This is a genomic window from Bacillus sp. FCW2 (genome assembly GCF_021228595.1).
Taxonomy (GTDB): domain Bacteria; phylum Bacillota; class Bacilli; order Bacillales; family Bacillaceae; genus Bacillus; species Bacillus velezensis.
Map to the genome: position 1 here is coordinate 1,376,307 of NZ_CP089436.1, position 19,164 is coordinate 1,395,470.

A 19,164-nucleotide genomic window follows, 5' to 3' on the forward strand; every position below is an offset into this window, starting at 1 on the left:
ATGAAAGAGTGAAGGCCCATGATAGCTGTCGGAGATTACATTTGGATTGAATACATAGAGAACAATGAGCCCAAAAAAGCGAGGAGCAAAGCAGTAAGCGTTGAAAACGGCGAACTGCACATCTCATATCCCGTCGATCTGGATTCGGGACGGACGGTCTTTTTGCATAAAGGATTGGAAATAACAGCGGAATTTATGGGGAATGGCCAAGTGCCGTATCAATTTAAAAGCATAATCAAAGGAAAGAAAAAAGACCCCATCCCGATGATCGGATTGGACATCCCCCCTCAGGAGGAAATGAAGCGGATTCAAAGACGCCGATACGTCCGTGCAGACGCAGTATTGGATGTATCCGTCAAAATGGAAGCGAAAAAAACCGCTTTCCAAACGGTTTCCTCTAATATCAGCGCCGGCGGAATCGCTGTTGTGATGCCTGAGCATATTTCCGCGGAACCAGGTGAAAAGCTGTATGTCGCATTTTCTCTTCCCGGCAAGGAAAATACGGCGGATATTACGGCCGAGGCTGTTATCCAGCGGATTTTTTATGATGAAAAGGCGGATAAACAAAAAATGACGCTTGAATTTGCAGAAATCGCTCCCGCTTCACAGCAGCTTTTACTCCAATATTGTATGCGCGCGCAGCTGCAGCAGAGAAGAAACAGTCTGTCGGAATAAACAGCAGCGCACTTTTCCATACTAATTCTAATGGAGGTGCGCGTGTATGAAAACGTTTGAACGTCTGCTGGTCAAATTGGTCTGCATTCAGCTTATCATTTTGGGCGCGGTGCAGTTTTTGCTTCATTATCAGCCTATTGAACCTTATATTTCGAAAGCTGTGAAATATGAGGGAGTTGATAAAATGGAGAAAAAAGAATGGATTGAAACGGTAAAGCGGTAAATCAGCTCAATTTTTTCGCCCCTTTTCCGGCAGTTCATGATACAATCCATAGAGGAGTAAAGAGCAAGGAGAGAGATTATGGACAAGAAATTATCAATTGCGATCGACGGGCCGGCCGCTGCCGGAAAAAGCACCGTTGCTAAAATAGTGGCTGAGAAAAAATCATATGTGTACATTGATACAGGAGCGATGTATCGTGCCATTACATATACGGCGCTCAAGCAGAATGCCGATTTAACTGATGAAGCCGCGCTTACAGAGCTGCTGAAGCGTACGGAAATTGAGCTTGTATCCGCTCCGGAAGGACAAATCGTTCTGGTAAACGGAGAAGATGTGACAGAAGAAATCCGAAAAGACGAAGTCAGCAACCAAGTATCAATCGCCGCCAAGCATAAAGGCGTCAGAGAAGAAATGGTCAAAAGACAGCAGCAGCTCGGAGAAAAAGGCGGTGTCGTCATGGACGGCCGTGATATCGGTACTCATGTGCTGCCTGATGCCGAAGTGAAAATTTTTCTGCTCGCGTCCGTAGAGGAAAGAGCGAAGCGCCGATATGAAGAGAATAAGAAAAAAGGCTATGACGTGAATTACGAGACGCTCATTGAAGAAATTGCCAGACGCGACAAACTCGATTCAGAGAGGGAAGTTTCCCCGCTGCGCAAAGCGGAAGACGCGATTGAAATCGATACGACGTCACTAAGCATTGCCGAAGTCGCAGGGAAAATTCTGGAGATCGTTGAACAGAAATCACGTTAAGCCCGGGCGGAGCGCTTTATAATTTTTTTCGAAAGACAAGATGTTATTGCTTGACAAACCAGTCCATTTATTAGAAGTTAATACTAATAAAACTTTTTATTGATCATTCAAAATCTTTTTTGGATGATTCTTTAATACATATTCGGCTGAAAAGCGGACATTCACATGTTCAGCTTTCAAACCGTATTAATTAAGCTGTGTAGGTTTGGACCAAGGAGGTTATTCAAATGACAGAGGAAATGAATCAAATTGATGTTCAAGTGCCAGAGGTTGGAGATGTAGTAAAAGGGATTGTGACAAAGGTAGAGGACAAGCATGTAGATGTCGAAATTGTCAATGTCAAACAGTCCGGAATCATTCCAATCAGTGAATTATCAAGTCTTCATGTAGAGAAAGCATCGGATGTCGTAAAAGTTGACGACGAGCTTGACCTGAAAGTAACAAAAGTGGAAGACGATGCTTTGATTTTATCTAAACGTGCCGTTGATGCTGACCGCGCTTGGGAAGACCTTGAAAAAAAATTCGACACAAAAGAAGTGTTTGAAGCTGAAGTGAAAGATGTGGTGAAAGGCGGTCTCGTCGTTGATATCGGCGTTCGCGGCTTCATTCCCGCATCACTTGTCGAAGCTCATTTCGTCGAGGATTTCACTGACTATAAAGGGAAAACCCTCTCTCTTATCGTCGTTGAACTCGACCGTGATAAAAACCGGGTGATTCTGTCACACCGGGCTGTAGTGGAAAAAGAACAGACAGCCAAAAAGCATGATTTTCTCCAAACGCTTGAGGTTGGAAGCGTGCTTGAAGGAAAAGTGCAGCGTCTGACTGATTTCGGCGCATTTGTCGACATCGGCGGAATTGACGGGCTTGTTCATATTTCGCAGCTGTCTCATTCACACGTCGAAAAACCGTCTGACGTGGTGGAAGAAGGTCAGGACGTAAAAGTGAAAGTACTGTCCGTAGACCGCGATAACGAACGTATTTCTTTATCTATTAAAGAAACGCTGCCGGGACCTTGGAGCCAGATCGGCGAAAAGGTAAAACAGGGAGATGTGCTTGAAGGAAAAGTGCAGCGCCTTGTAAGCTTCGGCGCCTTCGTTGAAATTCTTCCGGGCGTGGAAGGACTTGTGCACATTTCGCAAATTTCCAATAAACATATCGGAACGCCGCATGAAGTGCTTGAAGAAGGACAGACTGTTAAAGTGAAAGTGCTTGACGTGAACGAAAGCGAAGAGCGCATTTCCTTAAGCATGCGTGAGCTTGAAGAAGCGCCGAAAGCCGATCAGGAGGACTTCCGCCAATACCAGGCGAAAGAAGAGCCGAGCACCGGCTTCCAGCTTGGCGATTTAATCGGAGACAAGCTTAATAAATTAAAATAAATTGGTGATAAAACGTGACACGAGCAGAACGAAAAAGAGAACATATAAATCATGCGCTGTCTACCGGCCAAAACCGGGAAACGGGGCTTGATGATATTACGTTTGTTCATGTCAGCCTACCGAACCTAGCATTGGAAAAAGTGGATATATCAACGAAAATCGGCGGACTCACAAGCAGTTCGCCGATTTTTATCAATGCGATGACAGGCGGCGGCGGACAGCTTACATACGAAATTAACAGATCGCTGGCAAGAGCCGCGCGCAAAGCCGGCATGCCGCTGGCTGTCGGTTCGCAAATGTCAGCTTTAAAAGATCCCTCCGAACGGTGTTCTTACGAGATCGTCAGAAAAGAGAATCCGGACGGGCTGATATTTGCCAATTTAGGCAGCGAGGCGGATGCCGAGCAGGCGAAAAGGGCAGTTGATATGATTCAAGCGGATGCCCTCCAGATTCATTTAAATGTGATTCAGGAGATCGTCATGCCAGAGGGTGACAGAAGCTTTACTGGCGCTCTCGGCCGTATTGAGCGGATTGCGGCGGAAGCGGGAGTTCCCGTTTTTGTCAAAGAGGTCGGCTTCGGAATGAGCAGGGAATCGGCACGTCAGTTATTTGATGCCGGCGCAGCAGCAGTTGATGCCGGCGGATACGGCGGTACAAATTTCTCTAAGATCGAAAATATGCGCAGAGAGAAGGCGCTTCAATTTTTTAATACGTGGGGAATTTCCACTGCCGCAAGCTTAGCGGAAATCCACTCGCTCTCCGCTGATCAATCAATTATCGCATCCGGCGGGCTGCAAAGTGCCCTGGATGTCGCCAAATCGATTGCCCTCGGCGCTTCCAGCGCGGGAATGGCGGGCACTTTCCTGAAAGCTCTCACCTCTAAAGGAGAAGAGGGCCTGTTTGACGAGATGACGGCGCTTTTGCAAGAGCTGAAAATGATTATGACCGCCCTCGGATGCCAATCGGTTGCCCAATTGCAAAAGGCGCCTTTGGTCATAAAAGGTGACACACATCACTGGCTTTCTGAACGGGGAATTGACACATCCCGTTTCAGCAGACGTTAAAAGGCATGCGGACCCGCATGCCTTTTTCTGTTTTTTACGATTTTCTTTTTCGGAATTCCCCGTTTTGCTCAAGGCTTGTCGCTCCTTTATGGTGAATCGAATCATCGCGATCAGATTCCACTCGTCGGGAGGCTTTCAGTTTTTTCTCCTGTCTGTCTTTTCCCATCCTTATCCGCTCCTTTCAGGCATAATTGGTTTAAAAAATGCGCTCCCGCTCCATACTGATCAGAGGAGGAGCGATTATGGAACCGTTTTATTATTACTGGTCAATGTGGTTTTTATGGATACTTGCGACTTTTATTTTTGCCAAGACGAAAAGCCGTTTTTACGTATCAGTCTTTATTTTGACTAATATGATGGCAAGCATACATCAGATTACGGCTTATTTTACGCTGAATGCGGCATATGTCATGTTTTTTACTGCGGCATTTGTTTATGCGGGAAGCCTCGGCATGCATAAACGGCTCCGTAATATTGTGATTCATCTGACGGCGGCTGCGGCGTACGGCTTTATTTTTCTTTTTGCATTATATGATCCTGTTTGGTTTATCATAAAACCTGAATGGGCGGCGGTTATACTGCTTACCGTTATTACGCTTTCCGTTGAGGGGCGGTTCCCTGAGAGGCTTTGTCTTTTTGTTCTCGGCATGTGCCAGGGGGAGCTATTGTATGCTGCGGTCATCCGCAATATTGCGGGTGCGGCAGCCGTCGGTGATTATAAATGGCTTTCAGGCTGTTCGGCGGGAGTGATTCTGCTCGTCGGGCTGACTACATATGAACAGCTTGCGGCGCGCATCAGCCAAAAAAGCAAAAAGCAGGGCAAAGGAGCGACAAAAATGTCTTGAAAACAGACGGAGACTGTTACATGAATGCGAAACATTTTGAAGAATACATTGTGATCTCAGTGAAAACTGATATAATAAATGAGTTAAGCCCTTCTGTTTGAAGGGTTCTTTTCATAGCGAAGATGATTTTTAATAACCGGTTGAACAATTTTTTGTGAAAATGTAAGCGGCTGGATTGAAAGGAAGGGTACTATGGGTAAACCTGTCGTAGCCATTGTCGGAAGACCGAATGTGGGAAAATCCACAATCTTTAACCGGATTGCGGGTGAAAGAATTTCAATAGTAGAAGATACCCCCGGAGTGACGCGGGACCGGATATACAGTTCGGCGGAATGGCTGAATTATGATTTTAACCTGATTGATACGGGCGGAATTGATATCGGAGACGAACCGTTTCTGACACAGATCCGCCAGCAGGCTGAAATCGCCATGGACGAGGCTGATGTGATCATCTTTATGGTGAACGGCCGCGAAGGTGTGACGTCTGCTGATGAAGAAGTTGCAAAAATACTGTACCGGACAAAAAAACCGGTCGTATTAGCCGTTAATAAATTAGATAATACCGAAATGAGAGCGAACATCTATGACTTTTATGCGCTCGGCTTTGGAGAACCGTATCCGATTTCGGGCACACACGGTTTAGGATTGGGAGATTTGCTCGATGCTTGTGCCGAGCATTTTAAAAACATTCCGGAGACGAAGTACAGTGATGATGTCGTTCAATTCTGCCTGATCGGCCGCCCGAATGTCGGAAAATCATCCCTTGTCAATGCGATGCTCGGCGAAGAGCGGGTTATCGTGAGCAACGTAGCCGGAACGACTAGAGACGCTGTGGATACGGCGTTCACCTACAATCAGCAGGAATTTGTAATCGTTGACACGGCGGGAATGAGAAAAAAGGGTAAAGTATATGAAACAACAGAAAAATACAGTGTGCTTCGGGCGTTAAAAGCCATTGATCGCTCAGACGTCGTCGGCGTTGTGCTGAATGCAGAAGAAGGCATCCTTGAGCAGGACAAGCGGATCGCCGGATACGCCCATGAAGCCGGGAAAGCCGTCGTCATTATCGTAAACAAATGGGATGCCGTTGATAAAGACGAGCGCACGATGAAAGAATTTGAACAGAATATTCGGGAACATTTCCAATTTCTTGATTATGCGCCGGTGCTGTTTATGTCGGCACTGACGACAAAGCGGATTCATACACTCATGCCTGCGATTATTAAAGCGAGTGAAAACCACTCTCTCCGCGTGCAGACAAATGTCTTAAATGATGTCATCATGGATGCGGTCGCCATGAATCCGACTCCGACGCACAACGGCTCCCGTCTGAAAATTTATTATGCGACTCAAGTCGCTGTTAAGCCGCCGAGCTTCGTTGTTTTTGTCAACGATCCGGAACTGATGCATTTTTCTTATGAACGCTTTTTAGAAAACCGAATCCGGGACGCTTTCGGATTTGAAGGTACGCCAATTAAAATATTTGCAAGAGCAAGAAAATAAAAAGGTGTGATACAGAGATGAAAAAAGTGGCAATGCTTGGAGCGGGAAGCTGGGGCACTGCACTTTCTTTAGTGCTGGCTGATAACGGACATCAAGTTATGATGTGGGGACACCGTGCCGAATTGATCGATCAAATCAACGACCTGCATGAAAACAAAGATTACCTGCCGGGGGTGGAGCTATCAAGTTCTATCATCGGTACAGCTGATTTAAGCGAGGCTTTAAAAGGAGCGGACTTCATCATTGTGGCAGTTCCGACAAAAGCCATTCGGGAAGTGTTGAAAAAGGCTCTGCCGTACATCCCGAAACAATCGATTTTTGTTCATGTCAGCAAGGGAATTGAGCCGGATTCGCTTCTCCGTATTTCAGAATTAATGGAAGAGGAGCTGCCTGAGGAGTACAGAAAAGACATCGTCGTGCTTTCAGGGCCGAGCCACGCTGAGGAAGTCGGATTAAGACACCCGACGACTGTTACATCATCTTCAAAAAATATCAAGGCTGCAGAAGCGGTTCAGGATTTATTCATGAACCAGCATTTCCGCGTCTATACCAATCCGGATATGATCGGTGTTGAAATAGGGGGAGCGTTAAAGAATATCATCGCTCTTGCAGCGGGGATTACAGACGGATTGGGATACGGAGATAATGCAAAAGCGGCCTTAATCACCCGAGGTCTTGCTGAAATCGCCAGACTCGGCACAAAGATGGGCGGAAATCCGCTCACCTTTTCCGGCCTGACCGGCGTAGGCGATTTAATCGTGACATGTACAAGCGTTCATTCCCGAAACTGGCGCGCCGGCAACCTGCTCGGCAAAGGATATAAGCTGGAAGCTGTCCTGGATAAGATGGGGATGGTTGTTGAAGGCGTGCGGACGACAAAAGCTGCGTATCAGCTGTCTCAAAAATACCAAGTGAAAATGCCGATCACAGAGGCGCTTCACCAAGTATTATTTAACGGGCAGAAGGTAGAAACGGCCGTAGAATCCTTAATGGCCAGAGTGAAAACCCATGAGATGGAAGACTTGGTCAACACATTCGAAAACCGGGTGAAGTGACAATAACATGCCGTCAGCATATTCTGAAGTGACGAAAGTCCAAAACGCAGAACTCTCCGGCTGAAATCGCTTAAAACATTTGCTGATTTAGGCAGAAGAGGATGCAGACGTACGCATCTACGCATACTATAGCATCGAAGTCCAAGAGAGTGTATCTCAGACGTACAGGTGAATATAGTCAACTTGACTGAAGCAAAGTCCCCCTCTTTGCTTCAGTTTTTTTGTTTTTTCAATAGATGGAAAACCTGTTGATCTTTTCAACATTTGTATATTAAAATGAAATATAACGCTTACAATGATGGGACGGGGGGCACGAACGTGAGTGTGGCATTGATGAAAATGTGGTTTGCGCTTGGTGCTATGGGATTAATGTTTGTTGCGGTGGCCTCTATTTATGTCAGCAGGTACAAAGTGAAAAACAAACTGATAAAAGCAGCGGTTTCTTCACTCGCTTATGCCTGCATGGTCATCTCGGGATTGATCGTGTTAATGGTTGTTTTCAGCGGGCCTGTCAATGAATAAAGCAAAAAGGGGGCGCGGAATGCATAAGTTTAAAATGGCCGTCATAACGGCAATGGCGGTGCTTCTGCTGTCCGGCTGTCTGTACCCTGAAGCGGAAAAAACTGAAAATAAAGTATCTTACAAACATCAGCTTCAGCAGGTGCAAGCGGCAGTGGATGAATTTAAAAAGGCGAACGGCGGACTTCTGCCGATTCAGACAAAAGATATGAAAACACCGCTCTATCAAAAATATCCGATAGATTTTAAGCGGCTCGCGCCCAGATACATAGAGGAGCCGCCGGCCTCAGCTTATGAAAGCGGAGGAATGTACCAATACGTGCTTGTCGATGTGGAAAATAAGCCGACCGTCAAGCTGGTCGATCTCCAAATGGCGGAAGCAATCCGCGATATGAAGCTGCGTGTCAAAATGTATCAGGAAAAGCATACATATCCTCCCTATGAGGACGCCGTTTCAAAAGGGCTGTTCACTTTAAATAAAAAAAAGCTCGGCATGAAAGACTCTCCTTCAGTCAAAAGTCCGGTTTCAGGCACGTCTCTGCCGCTTTTAATCGGCGCTGACGGAGAAATCTATGCCGACTATCGCGTCGATCTCGCCCGCTGCCTGAAGGAAAACAAAAAGAAAATCAAACCGGGCGCGGAAATTCAGGATATTTTATGGAAAGAGACTCCTTTCGTCCCGGCCTTTTCAGTCACATACACCGTAAATGAAAAACAGGAACCCGTTTTTTTAGAAAGTCAAACGAAACAGGAATGAACCTTTTTCCCGCGCATACAAATAGGGAGAAAGGTTTTTTTGATTTTGATAGAAAAGACTGCCTGAAAATTTTCTAAAGATGTCATATTGAAATAGGACAACGTCATACACATATAGTGTCCTGTATTTGATTGGAGAATGGTGAATGAAAAATGATAAGGATAGGAAGTCCGGGAGGGGATCACTTGGAAAAGGTCGATATTTTCAAGGATATCGCTGAACGAACAGGGGGCGATATATACTTAGGAGTCGTTGGCGCTGTCCGTACAGGGAAATCTACATTCATTAAAAAATTTATGGAGCTCGTGGTGCTCCCGAATATCAGCAATGAGGCCGATCGAGCGCGGGCGCAGGATGAGCTTCCGCAAAGCGCAGCAGGAAAAACGATAATGACCACAGAACCAAAATTTGTCCCGAATCAAGCCATGTCCGTTCATGTCGCGGAAGGACTTGATGTCAACATCCGGCTTGTGGATTGTGTGGGATATACGGTTCCCGGGGCGAAGGGATATGAGGATGAAAACGGCCCGAGAATGATCAATACACCTTGGTACGAAGAACCGATTCCCTTTCATGAGGCAGCGGAAATCGGTACGAGAAAAGTCATCCAGGAACACTCCACAATCGGGGTCGTCATTACGACAGACGGCTCAATCGGCGATATTGCGCGGGGCGATTACGTGGAGGCGGAAGAAAGAGTCATCGACGAGCTGAAGGAAGTCGGCAAACCGTTTATTATGGTCATCAACTCGGTAAAACCGTACCACCCGGAAACAGAAGCGCTCAGAGCTGAATTAAGCGCGAAATATGATATTCCCGTCCTCGCCATGAGTGTTGAAAGCATGCGGGAAACAGATGTGTTAAGCGTCCTCAGAGAAGCGCTTTACGAGTTCCCTGTTCTGGAAGTCAATGTCAACCTTCCGAGCTGGGTCATGGTGCTGAAGGAAAATCACTGGCTCAGAGAGAGCTACCAGGAATCAGTGAAAGAAACCGTAAAAGATATTAAACGCCTGCGCGATGTCGACCGGGTTGTCGGCCACTTCAGTGAATTTGAGTTTATTGAAAGCGCCGGTCTGGCCGGAATCGAACTTGGCCAGGGTGTCGCAGAAATTGATTTGTATGCGCCGGATCATTTATATGACCAGATTTTAAAAGAAGTGGTCGGCGTTGAAATCCGCGGGAAAGACCACCTGCTTGAATTAATGCAGGACTTCGCCCACGCGAAAAAAGAATATGATCAGGTATCAGATGCGCTGAAAATGGTGAAACAGACCGGCTACGGCATTGCCGCCCCGGCCTTAACCGATATGAGCCTTGATGAACCGGAAATCATCAGGCAGGGATCAAGGTTCGGAGTAAGGCTCAAAGCGGTCGCTCCGTCTATTCATATGATCAAAGTGGATGTGGAAAGTGAATTCGCGCCGATCATCGGGACGGAAAAACAAAGTGAAGAGCTTGTCCGCTACTTAATGCAGGACTTTGAAGATGATCCGCTTTCTATCTGGAACTCCGATATTTTCGGCAGATCATTGAGCTCTATCGTAAGAGAAGGAATCTCCGCAAAACTGTCACTCATGCCGGAAAATGCGAGATATAAACTGAAAGAAACGCTGGAGAGAATTATTAACGAAGGCTCAGGCGGCCTGATCGCCATTATTTTGTAAGCTGAAGGACCTCTTCCTGAAACGGGGGGTCTTTTTTTATTCTTTTTAGATACTGGAAATCAATCAAGGATTAGGAGGAAAAAAGCAAAAAAAGGAATATTTGTTCGGTAAAACACGTGAAAACCTTGACGAGCAAGGGATTGAGGCTTTAAAATGCTTGATATGGCTTTTTATATGTGTTACTCTACATACAGAAAATCTTCACTTTGTTGGACAAACATTCCTCAAAGTGTCTGTTTTCTTATGAAAAGCCGTTTACTTGTCTGTTCTTCCCTGCTTTGATTTTTTATCAGACAGGTTTAGAATCAGGCTGAACTGTGAAGAAATGATAATAAACTGCTGATTTGATACCCTTTTGGGAGGAGGTGAAAGGCATGAACAAGACAGAACTAATCAATGCGGTTGCTGAAGCAAGCGAATTGTCTAAAAAAGACGCTACAAAAGCAGTTGATTCTGTTTTTGATACGATTTTAGATGCACTTAAAAACGGTGATAAAATCCAACTGATCGGTTTCGGTAACTTTGAGGTGCGCGAGCGTTCTGCACGTAAAGGACGTAACCCGCAAACAGGTGAAGAAATCGAAATCCCTGCAAGCAAGGTACCTGCTTTCAAACCAGGTAAAGCTCTTAAAGACGCTGTTGCAGGAAAATAATTGTGAATATAGATCGTGTATGCATCTGATACATACACTTTGTTTCTTCACAGAAAAGCCCCTTGATAAAGGGGCTTTTCATATTTAAGCAGCCTCGGTCACCGGGCAGGACTTTCGTTTTGCTTTTGGCGCGGCAAATGTGCTAGAATCGAAATTAAATGTATTCAATGGTGGAGGACACAGACAATGAAAGAAGTTAATAAAGAACAGATTGAACAGGCGGTTCGCCAGATTTTAGAGGCGATTGGAGAAGACCCGGACCGGGAAGGGCTTTTAGATACGCCGAAACGCGTGGCAAAAATGTACGCGGAAGTATTCTCGGGATTAAATGAAGACCCGAAAGAACACTTTAAAACCGTTTTCGGAGAAGACCATGAGGAGCTTGTTCTTGTAAAAGATATCGCGTTTCATTCCATGTGTGAACATCACCTTGTTCCTTTTTACGGAAAAGCGCATATTGCCTACATTCCGCGCGGCGGCAAAGTGACGGGCCTGAGTAAATTGGCGCGGGCGGTGGAAGCCGTCTCAAAACGCCCGCAGCTGCAGGAGCGCATCACTTCAACGATTGCCGAAAGCATCGTAGAGACCTTAGAGCCCCACGGCGTCATGGTTGTCGTCGAAGCTGAGCATATGTGCATGACGATGAGGGGCGTAAGAAAGCCGGGTGCAAAAACAGTGACTTCCGCTGTAAGAGGTATTTTTAAAGATGATGCAGCGGCGCGTTCCGAAGTGTTAGAACATATTAAACGTGCGGATTAATAATGATAGAGGGTGCAGATATGAATTCAAAGCATTCAAGTGATTTTGTCGTCATTAAAGCGGTCGAGGACGGCGTGAACGTCATCGGTTTAACGAGAGGAACGGATACGAAATTTCACCATTCCGAAAAACTGGACAAAGGCGAAGTAATTATCGCTCAGTTTACTGAGCATACCTCTGCCATCAAAGTGAGAGGCAACGCCCTCATCCAGACCGCTTACGGAGAAATGAACAGCGAAAAAAAATAAGCCGGCTGTTTCCCGCTTTTGCCAAATGCCCGCAAACGGCGGGAGAATACAGCCAATTTCTTTTTTTTATGCTATAATGATACCTGCGTATAATAATGACGAGTAAATCTCATACATATTAGAATAAATGTGAATTTGGGGACAAGGGTGATATTTTTGCAAGACATCTACGGAACTTTAGCGAATCTAAATACGAAATTAAAACAAAAGCTGTCTCATCCTTATTTAGCGAAACATATTTCTGCGCCTAAAATCGATGAGGATAAGCTTCTTCTTTTTCACGCTTTGTTTGAAGAGGCGGACATTAAGAACAACGACAGAGAAAATTACATAGTAACTGCGATGCTTGTCCAAAGCGCCCTTGATACCCACGATGAAGTGACAACAGCCAGAGCGTTAAAGCGAGACGAAAATAAAAACCGGCAGCTCACCGTGCTTGCCGGCGACTATTTCAGCGGACTGTATTATTCGCTTTTATCTGAAATGAAGGATATCTATATGATACGGACGCTCGCTACGGCAATTAAAGAAATCAATGAGCATAAAATCCGTCTGTACGATCGGTCTGTCAATGACTTGAATCAATTGATCGAAAGCATGGCAATTGTGGAAGCGGCCCTGTTTCACAGAGTGTCAGACCACTTTAATCTTCCGCGCTGGAAAGAGCTGGCGAGTGATTTTTTTGTATATAAGCGGCTGATGAACGGCAATGCTATATTTCTCGATGTCATCGGCAATATTGTAAAGTCAGGGAAATCAAAGGCTGACATAATGGAAGATAGCTTCCGAAAGGCAAAGCAAAGCATTGAAACGCTGCTGCCGCTCAATTCACCAATCCAAAACCTCATGCTGAACCGGCTTAAGGCGATCAGCCAGGACAAAACATATCATCAGAAAGTGGAAGAAGGGTAATCAACATGCAAGAGTCAAAAGAACAGCGCGTACACGGCGTGTTTGAAAAAATCTATAAAAATTATGACCAAATGAACTCTGTTATCAGTTTTCAGCAGCATAAAAAATGGCGCGATAAAACGATGCAGATCATGAATGTAAAAGAAGGCGCAAAAGCGCTTGATGTCTGCTGCGGAACGGCTGACTGGACGATTGCCCTCGCAGAAGCGGCCGGAAAAAGCGGCGAAATCAAAGGACTGGATTTCAGCAAAAATATGCTGAGCATCGGTGAGAAAAAAGTGAAAGAGGGCGGTTACAGCCAAATTGAGCTTTTGCACGGAAATGCGATGGAGCTTCCTTTCGCTGATGATTCTTTTGATTTTGTCACCATCGGCTTCGGGCTGCGAAACGTTCCCGACTATCTGACCGTGCTGAAAGAAATGCGGCGGGTCGTCAAACCGGGCGGGCAGGTCGTATGTCTGGAAACATCCCAGCCGGAAATGTTCGGATTCAGACAGGCATATTTTCTTTATTTTAAATACATCATGCCTTTCTTCGGAAAAATGTTTGCGAAGAGCTATAAAGAATATTCTTGGCTTCAAGAATCGGCAAGAGAATTTCCCGGTATGAAAGAACTTGCGCGTCTGTTTGAAGAAGCGGGCCTGACGAATGTCAAATACCATTCGTTTACCGGCGGAGTGGCCGCTACGCATATCGGTTGGAAATGATGAATATACAGATGTTTGGGTGAATGATATGAAATTTAAAATGGCCTATTCTTTTTTAAATGACGATATTGATGTGATCGAAAGGGAGCTTGAGCAAACGGTGCGGTCAGACTATCCCTTGCTGAGTGAAGCCGGGCTCCATCTGCTCCAGGCGGGAGGCAAGAGGATCCGCCCCGTTTTCGTATTGCTTTCCGGCATGTTCGGCGACTATGACATTAATAAAATAAAATATGTTGCGGTGACGCTGGAAATGATTCATATGGCGTCCCTCGTGCATGACGACGTCATTGATGACGCCGAGCTGCGGAGGGGAAAACCGACCATCAAAGCCAAGTGGGACAACCGCATCGCCATGTATACCGGTGATTATATGCTAGCGGGCTCACTTGAGATGATGACGAGATTGGATGAGCCGAAAGCCCACCGGATCCTGTCCAAAACCATCGTAGAAGTATGCCTCGGAGAAATTGAACAGATCAGAGATAAATACAATATGGAGCAAAACCTCAGAACCTATTTGCGCCGCATCAAACGGAAAACGGCTCTTCTCATTGCCGTCAGCTGCCAGCTCGGCGCCATCGCTTCGGGAGCTGATGAGAAAATTCATAAAGCATTATATTGGTTCGGTTATTACGTGGGCATGTCCTATCAGATTATTGACGATATTCTTGATTTCACTTCAACGGAAGAGGAACTGGGAAAACCGGTCGGAGGGGATCTGCTGCAAGGAAATGTCACTCTGCCCGTTTTGTACGCGCTCCGTCAGCCTGAATTGAAAAATCAGCTGAAATTAATTAACAGTGAAACAACACAGGAGCAGCTCGCCCCCATTATTGAAAATATTAAACGCACAGACGCGATTGAAAAATCAATGGCCGTCAGTGACAGGTACTTAAAAAAAGCGTTTGAAAAACTGAATACACTGCCGAGAGGACGGGCGCGCTCATCATTGGCCGCCATCGCCAAATATATCGGCAAACGGAAATTTTAAATTCCTTTTACGAACAAGATGTGAACATTCTCCGCCCTGGATTGATTAATTGTCAGAAAGATGTTACGATTTCGGTGTGCAACTTGAAAGCCTATACATAATGATGGGGTGGAGAATCTTATGGAAAAAACTTTTATCATGGTAAAACCGGACGGCGTACAGCGCCAGCTGATCGGAGAGATTTTATCCAGATTTGAGCGTAAGGGCTTACAATTGGCAGGAGCCAAGCTAATGCAAGTTTCAGAACAGATGGCTGAAAACCATTATGCTGAACATAAAGGGAAGCCGTTTTTCGGCGAGCTTGTGGAATTCATTACATCAGGACCCGTATTTGCAATGGTATGGGAAGGGGAAAATGTAGTAGAGATCACAAGACAGCTGATCGGAAAAACGAACCCGAAAGATGCACTGCCGGGCACGATCCGCGGTGACTACGGCATGTTTGTCGGCAAAAATATCATTCACGGTTCAGACTCCTTAGAAAGCGCTGAGCGGGAAATTCACATTTTCTTTAAACAGGAAGAGCTTGTACCGTATCAAAAATTAATGGCCGACTGGGTGTACTAAGCCGTCAGCCTTTCTTTTTCTCGTATTATGAAAAGGTTTACATCATTTATGAAAGACAGAGGCTGTGTTGCCCTGTCTTTTCGTTTCTCACAAATCAGCCCGCGGGCTGATTTTTTTATTGAAATCGTACAATTTCGACAGAAAACAGGCTATACTAGGACAAAAGACAGCGAGATTGGGAGAGAAGCAATGGAGCCTTACGACATTTTTATCACCAAGTGGAAACAAATAACCGGCGTTGATTTATCTTTATACAAAGAAGCACAGATGAAAAGGCGGCTGACGTCCCTTTATGAAAAGAAGGGGTTCAGAGATTTTCAGGAATTTGCCGCCGCTTTGGAAAAGGACAAGCTTTTATTAAACGAAACATTGGACAGAATGACGATCAATGTTTCTGAATTTTACCGAAATTATAAACGGTGGGAAGTTCTTGAAACCTCAATTCTTCCGTTAATAAAGCATAACAAACCGTTAAAAATATGGAGTGCGGCCTGTTCAACGGGAGAGGAGCCCTATACTTTGGCTATGATTCTCAATCAGCAGACGGGACTGGCCGGATTTGATATATTGGCGACAGATATTGATGAAAAGGCGCTAAGCAAAGCCAAGCGGGGCATCTATCAGGAACGCTCGCTGCAAGAGGTGCCGGCTTCCGTGAAAAGCCGTTATTTCACCAAGCAGGCTGACAGCAGCTATCAAGTAAAACAAGAGATTCAGAAAAACATCCGGTTTAAGCGGCACAACCTGCTTGCCGACAGCTATGAACAGGATTTTGACCTGATCGTCTGCCGCAACGTCTTTATTTATTTTACTGAAAAAGCAAAAGAAGAGCTGTATGTGAAAATGGCGGGCAGTCTGAAAAAGAACGGAATTCTGTTTGTCGGCAGTACAGAACAAATTTTCAGCCCGGAAAAATTCGGCCTTGAGAGCACTGATACATTTTTTTATCAAAAAAGATAGAAGACATTTAATGAAAACTTGTGGTATAGTTTTACTTAAAAGCGTTAATGCGATGAAGGGAGAAAAAAGAAATGAGATACTTAACAGCCGGAGAATCACACGGTCCGCAGCTGACGACAATTATAGAAGGTGTGCCTGCGGGGCTTTATATAACTGAAGAAGACATTAATTTTGAGCTTGCCAGACGTCAAAAAGGGCACGGCCGCGGACGCCGCATGCAGATTGAAACGGACAGAGCGAAGATCACGAGCGGCGTGCGGCATGCCCGGACCCTCGGTTCACCCATCGCGCTCGTTGTAGAAAATAAAGATTGGACTCACTGGACAAAAATCATGGGCGCCGCACCGATTACAGAAGAAGAAGAAAGTGAAATGAAGCGCCAGATTTCAAGACCGAGACCGGGACACGCAGATTTGAACGGTGCTATTAAGTATAATCACCGCGATATGAGAAATGTGTTAGAACGATCTTCCGCGCGTGAGACAACGGTTCGCGTGGCTGCCGGAGCCGTCGCTAAAAAGATTTTAGCGGAGCTTGGCATTAAAGTCGCCGGGCATGTCCTGCAAATCGGCAGCGTAAAAGCAGAGAAAACCGATTACACATCCATTGAGGATCTCAAACGGGTAACGGAAGAATCACCGGTCAGATGCTACGATGAAGAAGCAGGCCGTCAAATGATGGCAGCCATTGATGAAGCGAAGGCAAACGGCGACTCGATCGGCGGAATCGTTGAAGTGATCGTCGAAGGTATGCCGGTCGGTGTCGGAAGCTATGTCCACTATGACCGTAAGCTGGACAGCAAGCTCGCTGCTGCCGTTCTGTCGATTAACGCGTTTAAAGGCGTCGAGTTCGGCATCGGTTTTGAAGCGGCCGGCAAAAACGGCAGTGAAGTTCATGATGAAATCGTATGGGATGAAGAGAAAGGCTATACACGCGCCACAAACAGGCTCGGAGGATTAGAAGGCGGTATGACGACGGGAATGCCGATTGTCGTCCGCGGCGTTATGAAACCGATCCCTACTTTGTACAAGCCGCTGAAAAGTGTCGACATTGAAACGAAAGAACCGTTTACAGCGAGCATTGAACGTTCAGACAGCTGCGCGGTTCCGGCAGCAAGTGTAGTGGCTGAAGCAGCAGTGGCCTGGGAAATCGCAAATGCCGTCGTCGAACAATTCGGGCTTGACCAGATCGACCGCATTAAAGAAAATGTTGAAAACATGAAAAAACTATCGAGGGAATTCTGATGAAAGAGCTTGAGGTTCGGACAGCTACCTCCGCATATCCCGTGTATATCGGTGAAGGCATAAGGAAACAGGCCGCTGCCCTTTTGTCTTCACTGAACAGGCCGCTGACAAAGATCCTTCTCATCATCGATGCTGAAGTTGACCGGCTTTACGGTGATGAGATGTTCCGGCTTTTAAACGAAACATGGCCCGTGAAAAAAGTGATCGTTCCAAGCGGAGAAGAAGCGAAGTCTCTGAAAGAGTATGAACGGATTCAAACGGAAGCGATCGCTTTCAATATGGACCGCTCCTCATGTATGATCGCCTTCGGAGGCGGCGTGACGGGTGATTTGGCCGGCTTTTGCGCAGCAACTTTTATGCGCGGAATTGATTTCATTCAAATGCCGACGACACTGCTTGCCCATGACAGCGCGGTCGGCGGCAAGGTGGCCGTCAACCATAAACTCGGAAAGAACTTAATCGGCGCGTTTTATCAGCCGAAAGCGGTGATTTACGATACGGAGCTACTGAAAACCCTGCCGGAACAAGAGCTGAGATCGGGTATGGCTGAAGTGATTAAACATGCGTTTATCGCCGATCATGCTTTTTTAGAAAAACTTCTCACGTTTGACACGTTGCAAGGACTGACAAGCGCTGAGCTGAATGAAATGATTTATAAAGGAATTTCAATCAAATCGGCCGTCGTGCGTGAGGACGAAAAGGAAGAGGGGATAAGAGCTTTTCTGAATTTCGGCCATACGCTCGGCCATGCCGTTGAGGCGGAATACGGATACGGCCGGATTACACATGGAGATGCGGTCGCCCTCGGCATGCAGTTTGCCCTTTACGTGAGTGAACAGGTTGCGGGATGCAAGATGAACAGAAAAGAACTCACGCAATGGCTGATTGGGCTCGGCTACCCGGGAAGCATCAGACAAGATATTGAAACGCCGGTTCTCTCCGCCCGGATGATGAATGATAAAAAAACGCGCGGAGGCATGACACAGTTCATCGTGTTAAAAGAATTAGGCGAAGCGCGGGACTGCATGCTTTCAAAAGATGAGCTCGAAAATTTGCTGAACAAATGGCGAATGGAGGAAACAGCATGATGATACGCGGCATTCGCGGAGCAACAACGGTGGAACAAGACACCGAACAAGAAATTTTAGAAAAAACACAGCAGCTGCTTGAAAAAATCATTGAACAAAATGGATGCAAGCCGGAAGACGTTGTGCAGATCCTGTTATCCGCCACGCCTGATATCCATTCCGTATTTCCGGCAAAAGCGGTCCGCCGCCTTTCCGGGTGGCAGTACGTCCCGGTGACGTGCATGCAGGAAATGGATGTCACCGGCGCTCTGCAAAAGTGTATCCGTGTCCTGATGACGGTTCAGACGGATACGCCTCAGGATGAAATCAAGCATGTCTATTTAGAAAAAGCCGTTGTGTTAAGGCCGGATTTATCATTGACAAAAAATACTGACATGTAATACGATAAACAAAGCTTAGAAATACACAAGAGTGTGTATAGAGCTGGTAAGTAAGATATTGAACAGTTGAGTTTAGAATAGGGTAGCAGAGAATGAGTTTAGCTGAGCTGAGATAAACACGTTTTTATTCTGCCCAAAAGAATCCTTTCTTTTGGGTTTATTTCTTATACGCAAGACTCCTCTCACTCTTCATCTCATTCTCCTTACCGTAAGGAGGAGAA

The 19,164-nt window shown here is 46.0% G+C and carries 23 protein-coding genes; 22 read left to right on the forward strand and 1 reads right to left on the reverse strand.

Translation table 11 applies throughout. The features are described 5' to 3' along the window. Window positions 1-18: 18 nt before the first annotated feature. From K3G25_RS06940 to fni, 5 genes are all read left to right on the forward strand, one after another. Complete coding sequence (locus K3G25_RS06940; protein ID WP_017418047.1) at window positions 19-675, forward strand: flagellar brake protein; 657 nt, start codon at window positions 19-21, stop codon at window positions 673-675. Window positions 676-721: 46 nt separating this feature from the next. Further along, entirely contained in the window at window positions 722-898 is a 177-nt protein-coding gene (locus tag K3G25_RS06945; RefSeq protein WP_003153420.1) for a YpfB family protein, read from the forward strand. A gap of 78 nt (window positions 899-976) precedes the next feature. After that, the gene (cmk, locus tag K3G25_RS06950; protein ID WP_061862337.1) at window positions 977-1,651 is read left to right on the forward strand and encodes a (d)CMP kinase; all 675 of its coding nucleotides are present in this window, start codon (window positions 977-979) and stop codon (window positions 1,649-1,651) included. Between the two features lie 227 nt (window positions 1,652-1,878). Next, window positions 1,879-3,027: a 30S ribosomal protein S1 gene (gene rpsA, locus K3G25_RS06955; protein ID WP_003153426.1), complete on the forward strand. Its 1,149-nt coding sequence runs from the start codon at window positions 1,879-1,881 to the stop codon at window positions 3,025-3,027. A 14-nt stretch (window positions 3,028-3,041) separates the two neighbouring features. After that, entirely contained in the window at window positions 3,042-4,091 is a 1,050-nt protein-coding gene (gene fni / locus K3G25_RS06960) for a type 2 isopentenyl-diphosphate Delta-isomerase (RefSeq protein WP_061862336.1), read from the forward strand. Between the two features lie 34 nt (window positions 4,092-4,125). Here fni and K3G25_RS06965 read toward each other — a convergent pair whose 3' ends face one another. Then, window positions 4,126-4,257, reverse strand: coding sequence for a YpzI family protein (locus K3G25_RS06965; RefSeq protein ID WP_003153429.1), 132 nt, complete (start codon window positions 4,255-4,257; stop codon window positions 4,126-4,128). Window positions 4,258-4,333: 76 nt separating this feature from the next. Here K3G25_RS06965 and K3G25_RS06970 point away from each other — a divergent pair, with 76 nt between their 5' ends. The 17 genes from K3G25_RS06970 (at window position 4,334) to aroH (ending at window position 18,943) form a co-directional block, all read left to right on the forward strand. Further along, window positions 4,334-4,936: a YphA family membrane protein gene (locus K3G25_RS06970; protein WP_029973641.1), complete on the forward strand. Its 603-nt coding sequence runs from the start codon at window positions 4,334-4,336 to the stop codon at window positions 4,934-4,936. A gap of 192 nt (window positions 4,937-5,128) precedes the next feature. Then, window positions 5,129-6,439: a ribosome biogenesis GTPase Der gene (gene engA / locus K3G25_RS06975; RefSeq protein ID WP_003153433.1), complete on the forward strand. Its 1,311-nt coding sequence runs from the start codon at window positions 5,129-5,131 to the stop codon at window positions 6,437-6,439. Between the two features lie 17 nt (window positions 6,440-6,456). After that, window positions 6,457-7,494, forward strand: a complete 1,038-nt coding sequence (locus tag K3G25_RS06980) for an NAD(P)H-dependent glycerol-3-phosphate dehydrogenase (RefSeq protein WP_061862335.1) — start codon at window positions 6,457-6,459, stop codon at window positions 7,492-7,494. 318 nt (window positions 7,495-7,812) lie between these two features. Beyond that, window positions 7,813-8,016: a DUF2768 domain-containing protein gene (locus K3G25_RS06985; RefSeq protein WP_003153435.1), complete on the forward strand. Its 204-nt coding sequence runs from the start codon at window positions 7,813-7,815 to the stop codon at window positions 8,014-8,016. A 19-nt stretch (window positions 8,017-8,035) separates the two neighbouring features. Next, on the forward strand, window positions 8,036-8,770 hold the full coding sequence (locus tag K3G25_RS06990; protein ID WP_014418263.1) for a hypothetical protein: 735 nt from the start codon (window positions 8,036-8,038) through the stop codon (window positions 8,768-8,770). 185 nt (window positions 8,771-8,955) lie between these two features. Then, window positions 8,956-10,434 carry a stage IV sporulation protein A gene (gene spoIVA / locus K3G25_RS06995; RefSeq protein ID WP_003153438.1) on the forward strand — a complete coding sequence of 493 codons (1,479 nt, stop codon included), beginning with the start codon at window positions 8,956-8,958 and terminating at the stop codon, window positions 10,432-10,434. A 374-nt stretch (window positions 10,435-10,808) separates the two neighbouring features. Further along, a complete protein-coding gene (gene hbs, locus K3G25_RS07000) occupies window positions 10,809-11,087 on the forward strand; it encodes a non-specific DNA-binding protein Hbs (protein ID WP_003153447.1) in 279 nt (92 codons plus the stop codon). A 186-nt stretch (window positions 11,088-11,273) separates the two neighbouring features. Then, window positions 11,274-11,846, forward strand: a complete 573-nt coding sequence (gene folE, locus K3G25_RS07005; protein ID WP_154817540.1) for a GTP cyclohydrolase I FolE — start codon at window positions 11,274-11,276, stop codon at window positions 11,844-11,846. Window positions 11,847-11,866: 20 nt separating this feature from the next. Beyond that, window positions 11,867-12,094 carry a trp RNA-binding attenuation protein MtrB gene (gene mtrB / locus K3G25_RS07010; protein ID WP_003153449.1) on the forward strand — a complete coding sequence of 76 codons (228 nt, stop codon included), beginning with the start codon at window positions 11,867-11,869 and terminating at the stop codon, window positions 12,092-12,094. 156 nt (window positions 12,095-12,250) lie between these two features. After that, the gene (gene hepS / locus K3G25_RS07015) at window positions 12,251-13,006 is read left to right on the forward strand and encodes a heptaprenyl diphosphate synthase component 1 (RefSeq protein WP_007409455.1); all 756 of its coding nucleotides are present in this window, start codon (window positions 12,251-12,253) and stop codon (window positions 13,004-13,006) included. A gap of 5 nt (window positions 13,007-13,011) precedes the next feature. Further along, entirely contained in the window at window positions 13,012-13,713 is a 702-nt protein-coding gene (menG, locus tag K3G25_RS07020; protein ID WP_003153453.1) for a demethylmenaquinone methyltransferase, read from the forward strand. A gap of 28 nt (window positions 13,714-13,741) precedes the next feature. Continuing rightward, window positions 13,742-14,704, forward strand: coding sequence for a heptaprenyl diphosphate synthase component II (hepT, locus tag K3G25_RS07025; RefSeq protein ID WP_003153454.1), 963 nt, complete (start codon window positions 13,742-13,744; stop codon window positions 14,702-14,704). Window positions 14,705-14,824: 120 nt separating this feature from the next. Beyond that, window positions 14,825-15,271, forward strand: a complete 447-nt coding sequence (gene ndk, locus K3G25_RS07030) for a nucleoside-diphosphate kinase (RefSeq protein ID WP_007409456.1) — start codon at window positions 14,825-14,827, stop codon at window positions 15,269-15,271. 189 nt (window positions 15,272-15,460) lie between these two features. Continuing rightward, window positions 15,461-16,231: a protein-glutamate O-methyltransferase gene (locus K3G25_RS07035; protein WP_021494243.1), complete on the forward strand. Its 771-nt coding sequence runs from the start codon at window positions 15,461-15,463 to the stop codon at window positions 16,229-16,231. 71 nt (window positions 16,232-16,302) lie between these two features. Continuing rightward, complete coding sequence (aroC, locus tag K3G25_RS07040) at window positions 16,303-17,475, forward strand: chorismate synthase (RefSeq protein ID WP_003153459.1); 1,173 nt, start codon at window positions 16,303-16,305, stop codon at window positions 17,473-17,475. Beyond that, window positions 17,475-18,563, forward strand: coding sequence for a 3-dehydroquinate synthase (gene aroB, locus K3G25_RS07045; protein WP_014418260.1), 1,089 nt, complete (start codon window positions 17,475-17,477; stop codon window positions 18,561-18,563). The genes aroC and aroB overlap by 1 nt, the downstream gene beginning before the upstream one ends. Next, window positions 18,560-18,943, forward strand: a complete 384-nt coding sequence (gene aroH, locus K3G25_RS07050; protein WP_003153463.1) for a chorismate mutase — start codon at window positions 18,560-18,562, stop codon at window positions 18,941-18,943. The genes aroB and aroH overlap by 4 nt, the downstream gene beginning before the upstream one ends. The last annotated feature ends 221 nt before the right edge of the window (window positions 18,944-19,164 follow it).

Bases quoted from the DNA above. Each gene is read 5' to 3' on its own strand.
- K3G25_RS06940 (WP_017418047.1), top strand. From the start codon at position 19: ATGATAGCTGTCGGAGATTACATTTGGATTGAATACATAGAGAACAAT.
- K3G25_RS06945 (WP_003153420.1), top strand. From the start codon at position 722: ATGAAAACGTTTGAACGTCTGCTGGTCAAATTGGTCTGCATTCAGCTT.
- cmk (WP_061862337.1), top strand. From the start codon at position 977: ATGGACAAGAAATTATCAATTGCGATCGACGGGCCGGCCGCTGCCGGA.
- rpsA (WP_003153426.1), top strand. From the start codon at position 1,879: ATGACAGAGGAAATGAATCAAATTGATGTTCAAGTGCCAGAGGTTGGA.
- K3G25_RS06965 (WP_003153429.1), bottom strand. From the start codon at position 4,257: ATGGGAAAAGACAGACAGGAGAAAAAACTGAAAGCCTCCCGACGAGTG.
- K3G25_RS06970 (WP_029973641.1), top strand. From the start codon at position 4,334: ATGGAACCGTTTTATTATTACTGGTCAATGTGGTTTTTATGGATACTT.
- engA (WP_003153433.1), top strand. From the start codon at position 5,129: ATGGGTAAACCTGTCGTAGCCATTGTCGGAAGACCGAATGTGGGAAAA.
- K3G25_RS06980 (WP_061862335.1), top strand. From the start codon at position 6,457: ATGAAAAAAGTGGCAATGCTTGGAGCGGGAAGCTGGGGCACTGCACTT.
- K3G25_RS06990 (WP_014418263.1), top strand. From the start codon at position 8,036: ATGCATAAGTTTAAAATGGCCGTCATAACGGCAATGGCGGTGCTTCTG.
- hbs (WP_003153447.1), top strand. From the start codon at position 10,809: ATGAACAAGACAGAACTAATCAATGCGGTTGCTGAAGCAAGCGAATTG.
- folE (WP_154817540.1), top strand. From the start codon at position 11,274: ATGAAAGAAGTTAATAAAGAACAGATTGAACAGGCGGTTCGCCAGATT.
- mtrB (WP_003153449.1), top strand. From the start codon at position 11,867: ATGAATTCAAAGCATTCAAGTGATTTTGTCGTCATTAAAGCGGTCGAG.
- menG (WP_003153453.1), top strand. From the start codon at position 13,012: ATGCAAGAGTCAAAAGAACAGCGCGTACACGGCGTGTTTGAAAAAATC.
- hepT (WP_003153454.1), top strand. From the start codon at position 13,742: ATGAAATTTAAAATGGCCTATTCTTTTTTAAATGACGATATTGATGTG.
- ndk (WP_007409456.1), top strand. From the start codon at position 14,825: ATGGAAAAAACTTTTATCATGGTAAAACCGGACGGCGTACAGCGCCAG.
- K3G25_RS07035 (WP_021494243.1), top strand. From the start codon at position 15,461: ATGGAGCCTTACGACATTTTTATCACCAAGTGGAAACAAATAACCGGC.
- aroC (WP_003153459.1), top strand. From the start codon at position 16,303: ATGAGATACTTAACAGCCGGAGAATCACACGGTCCGCAGCTGACGACA.
- aroB (WP_014418260.1), top strand. From the start codon at position 17,475: ATGAAAGAGCTTGAGGTTCGGACAGCTACCTCCGCATATCCCGTGTAT.
- aroH (WP_003153463.1), top strand. From the start codon at position 18,560: ATGATGATACGCGGCATTCGCGGAGCAACAACGGTGGAACAAGACACC.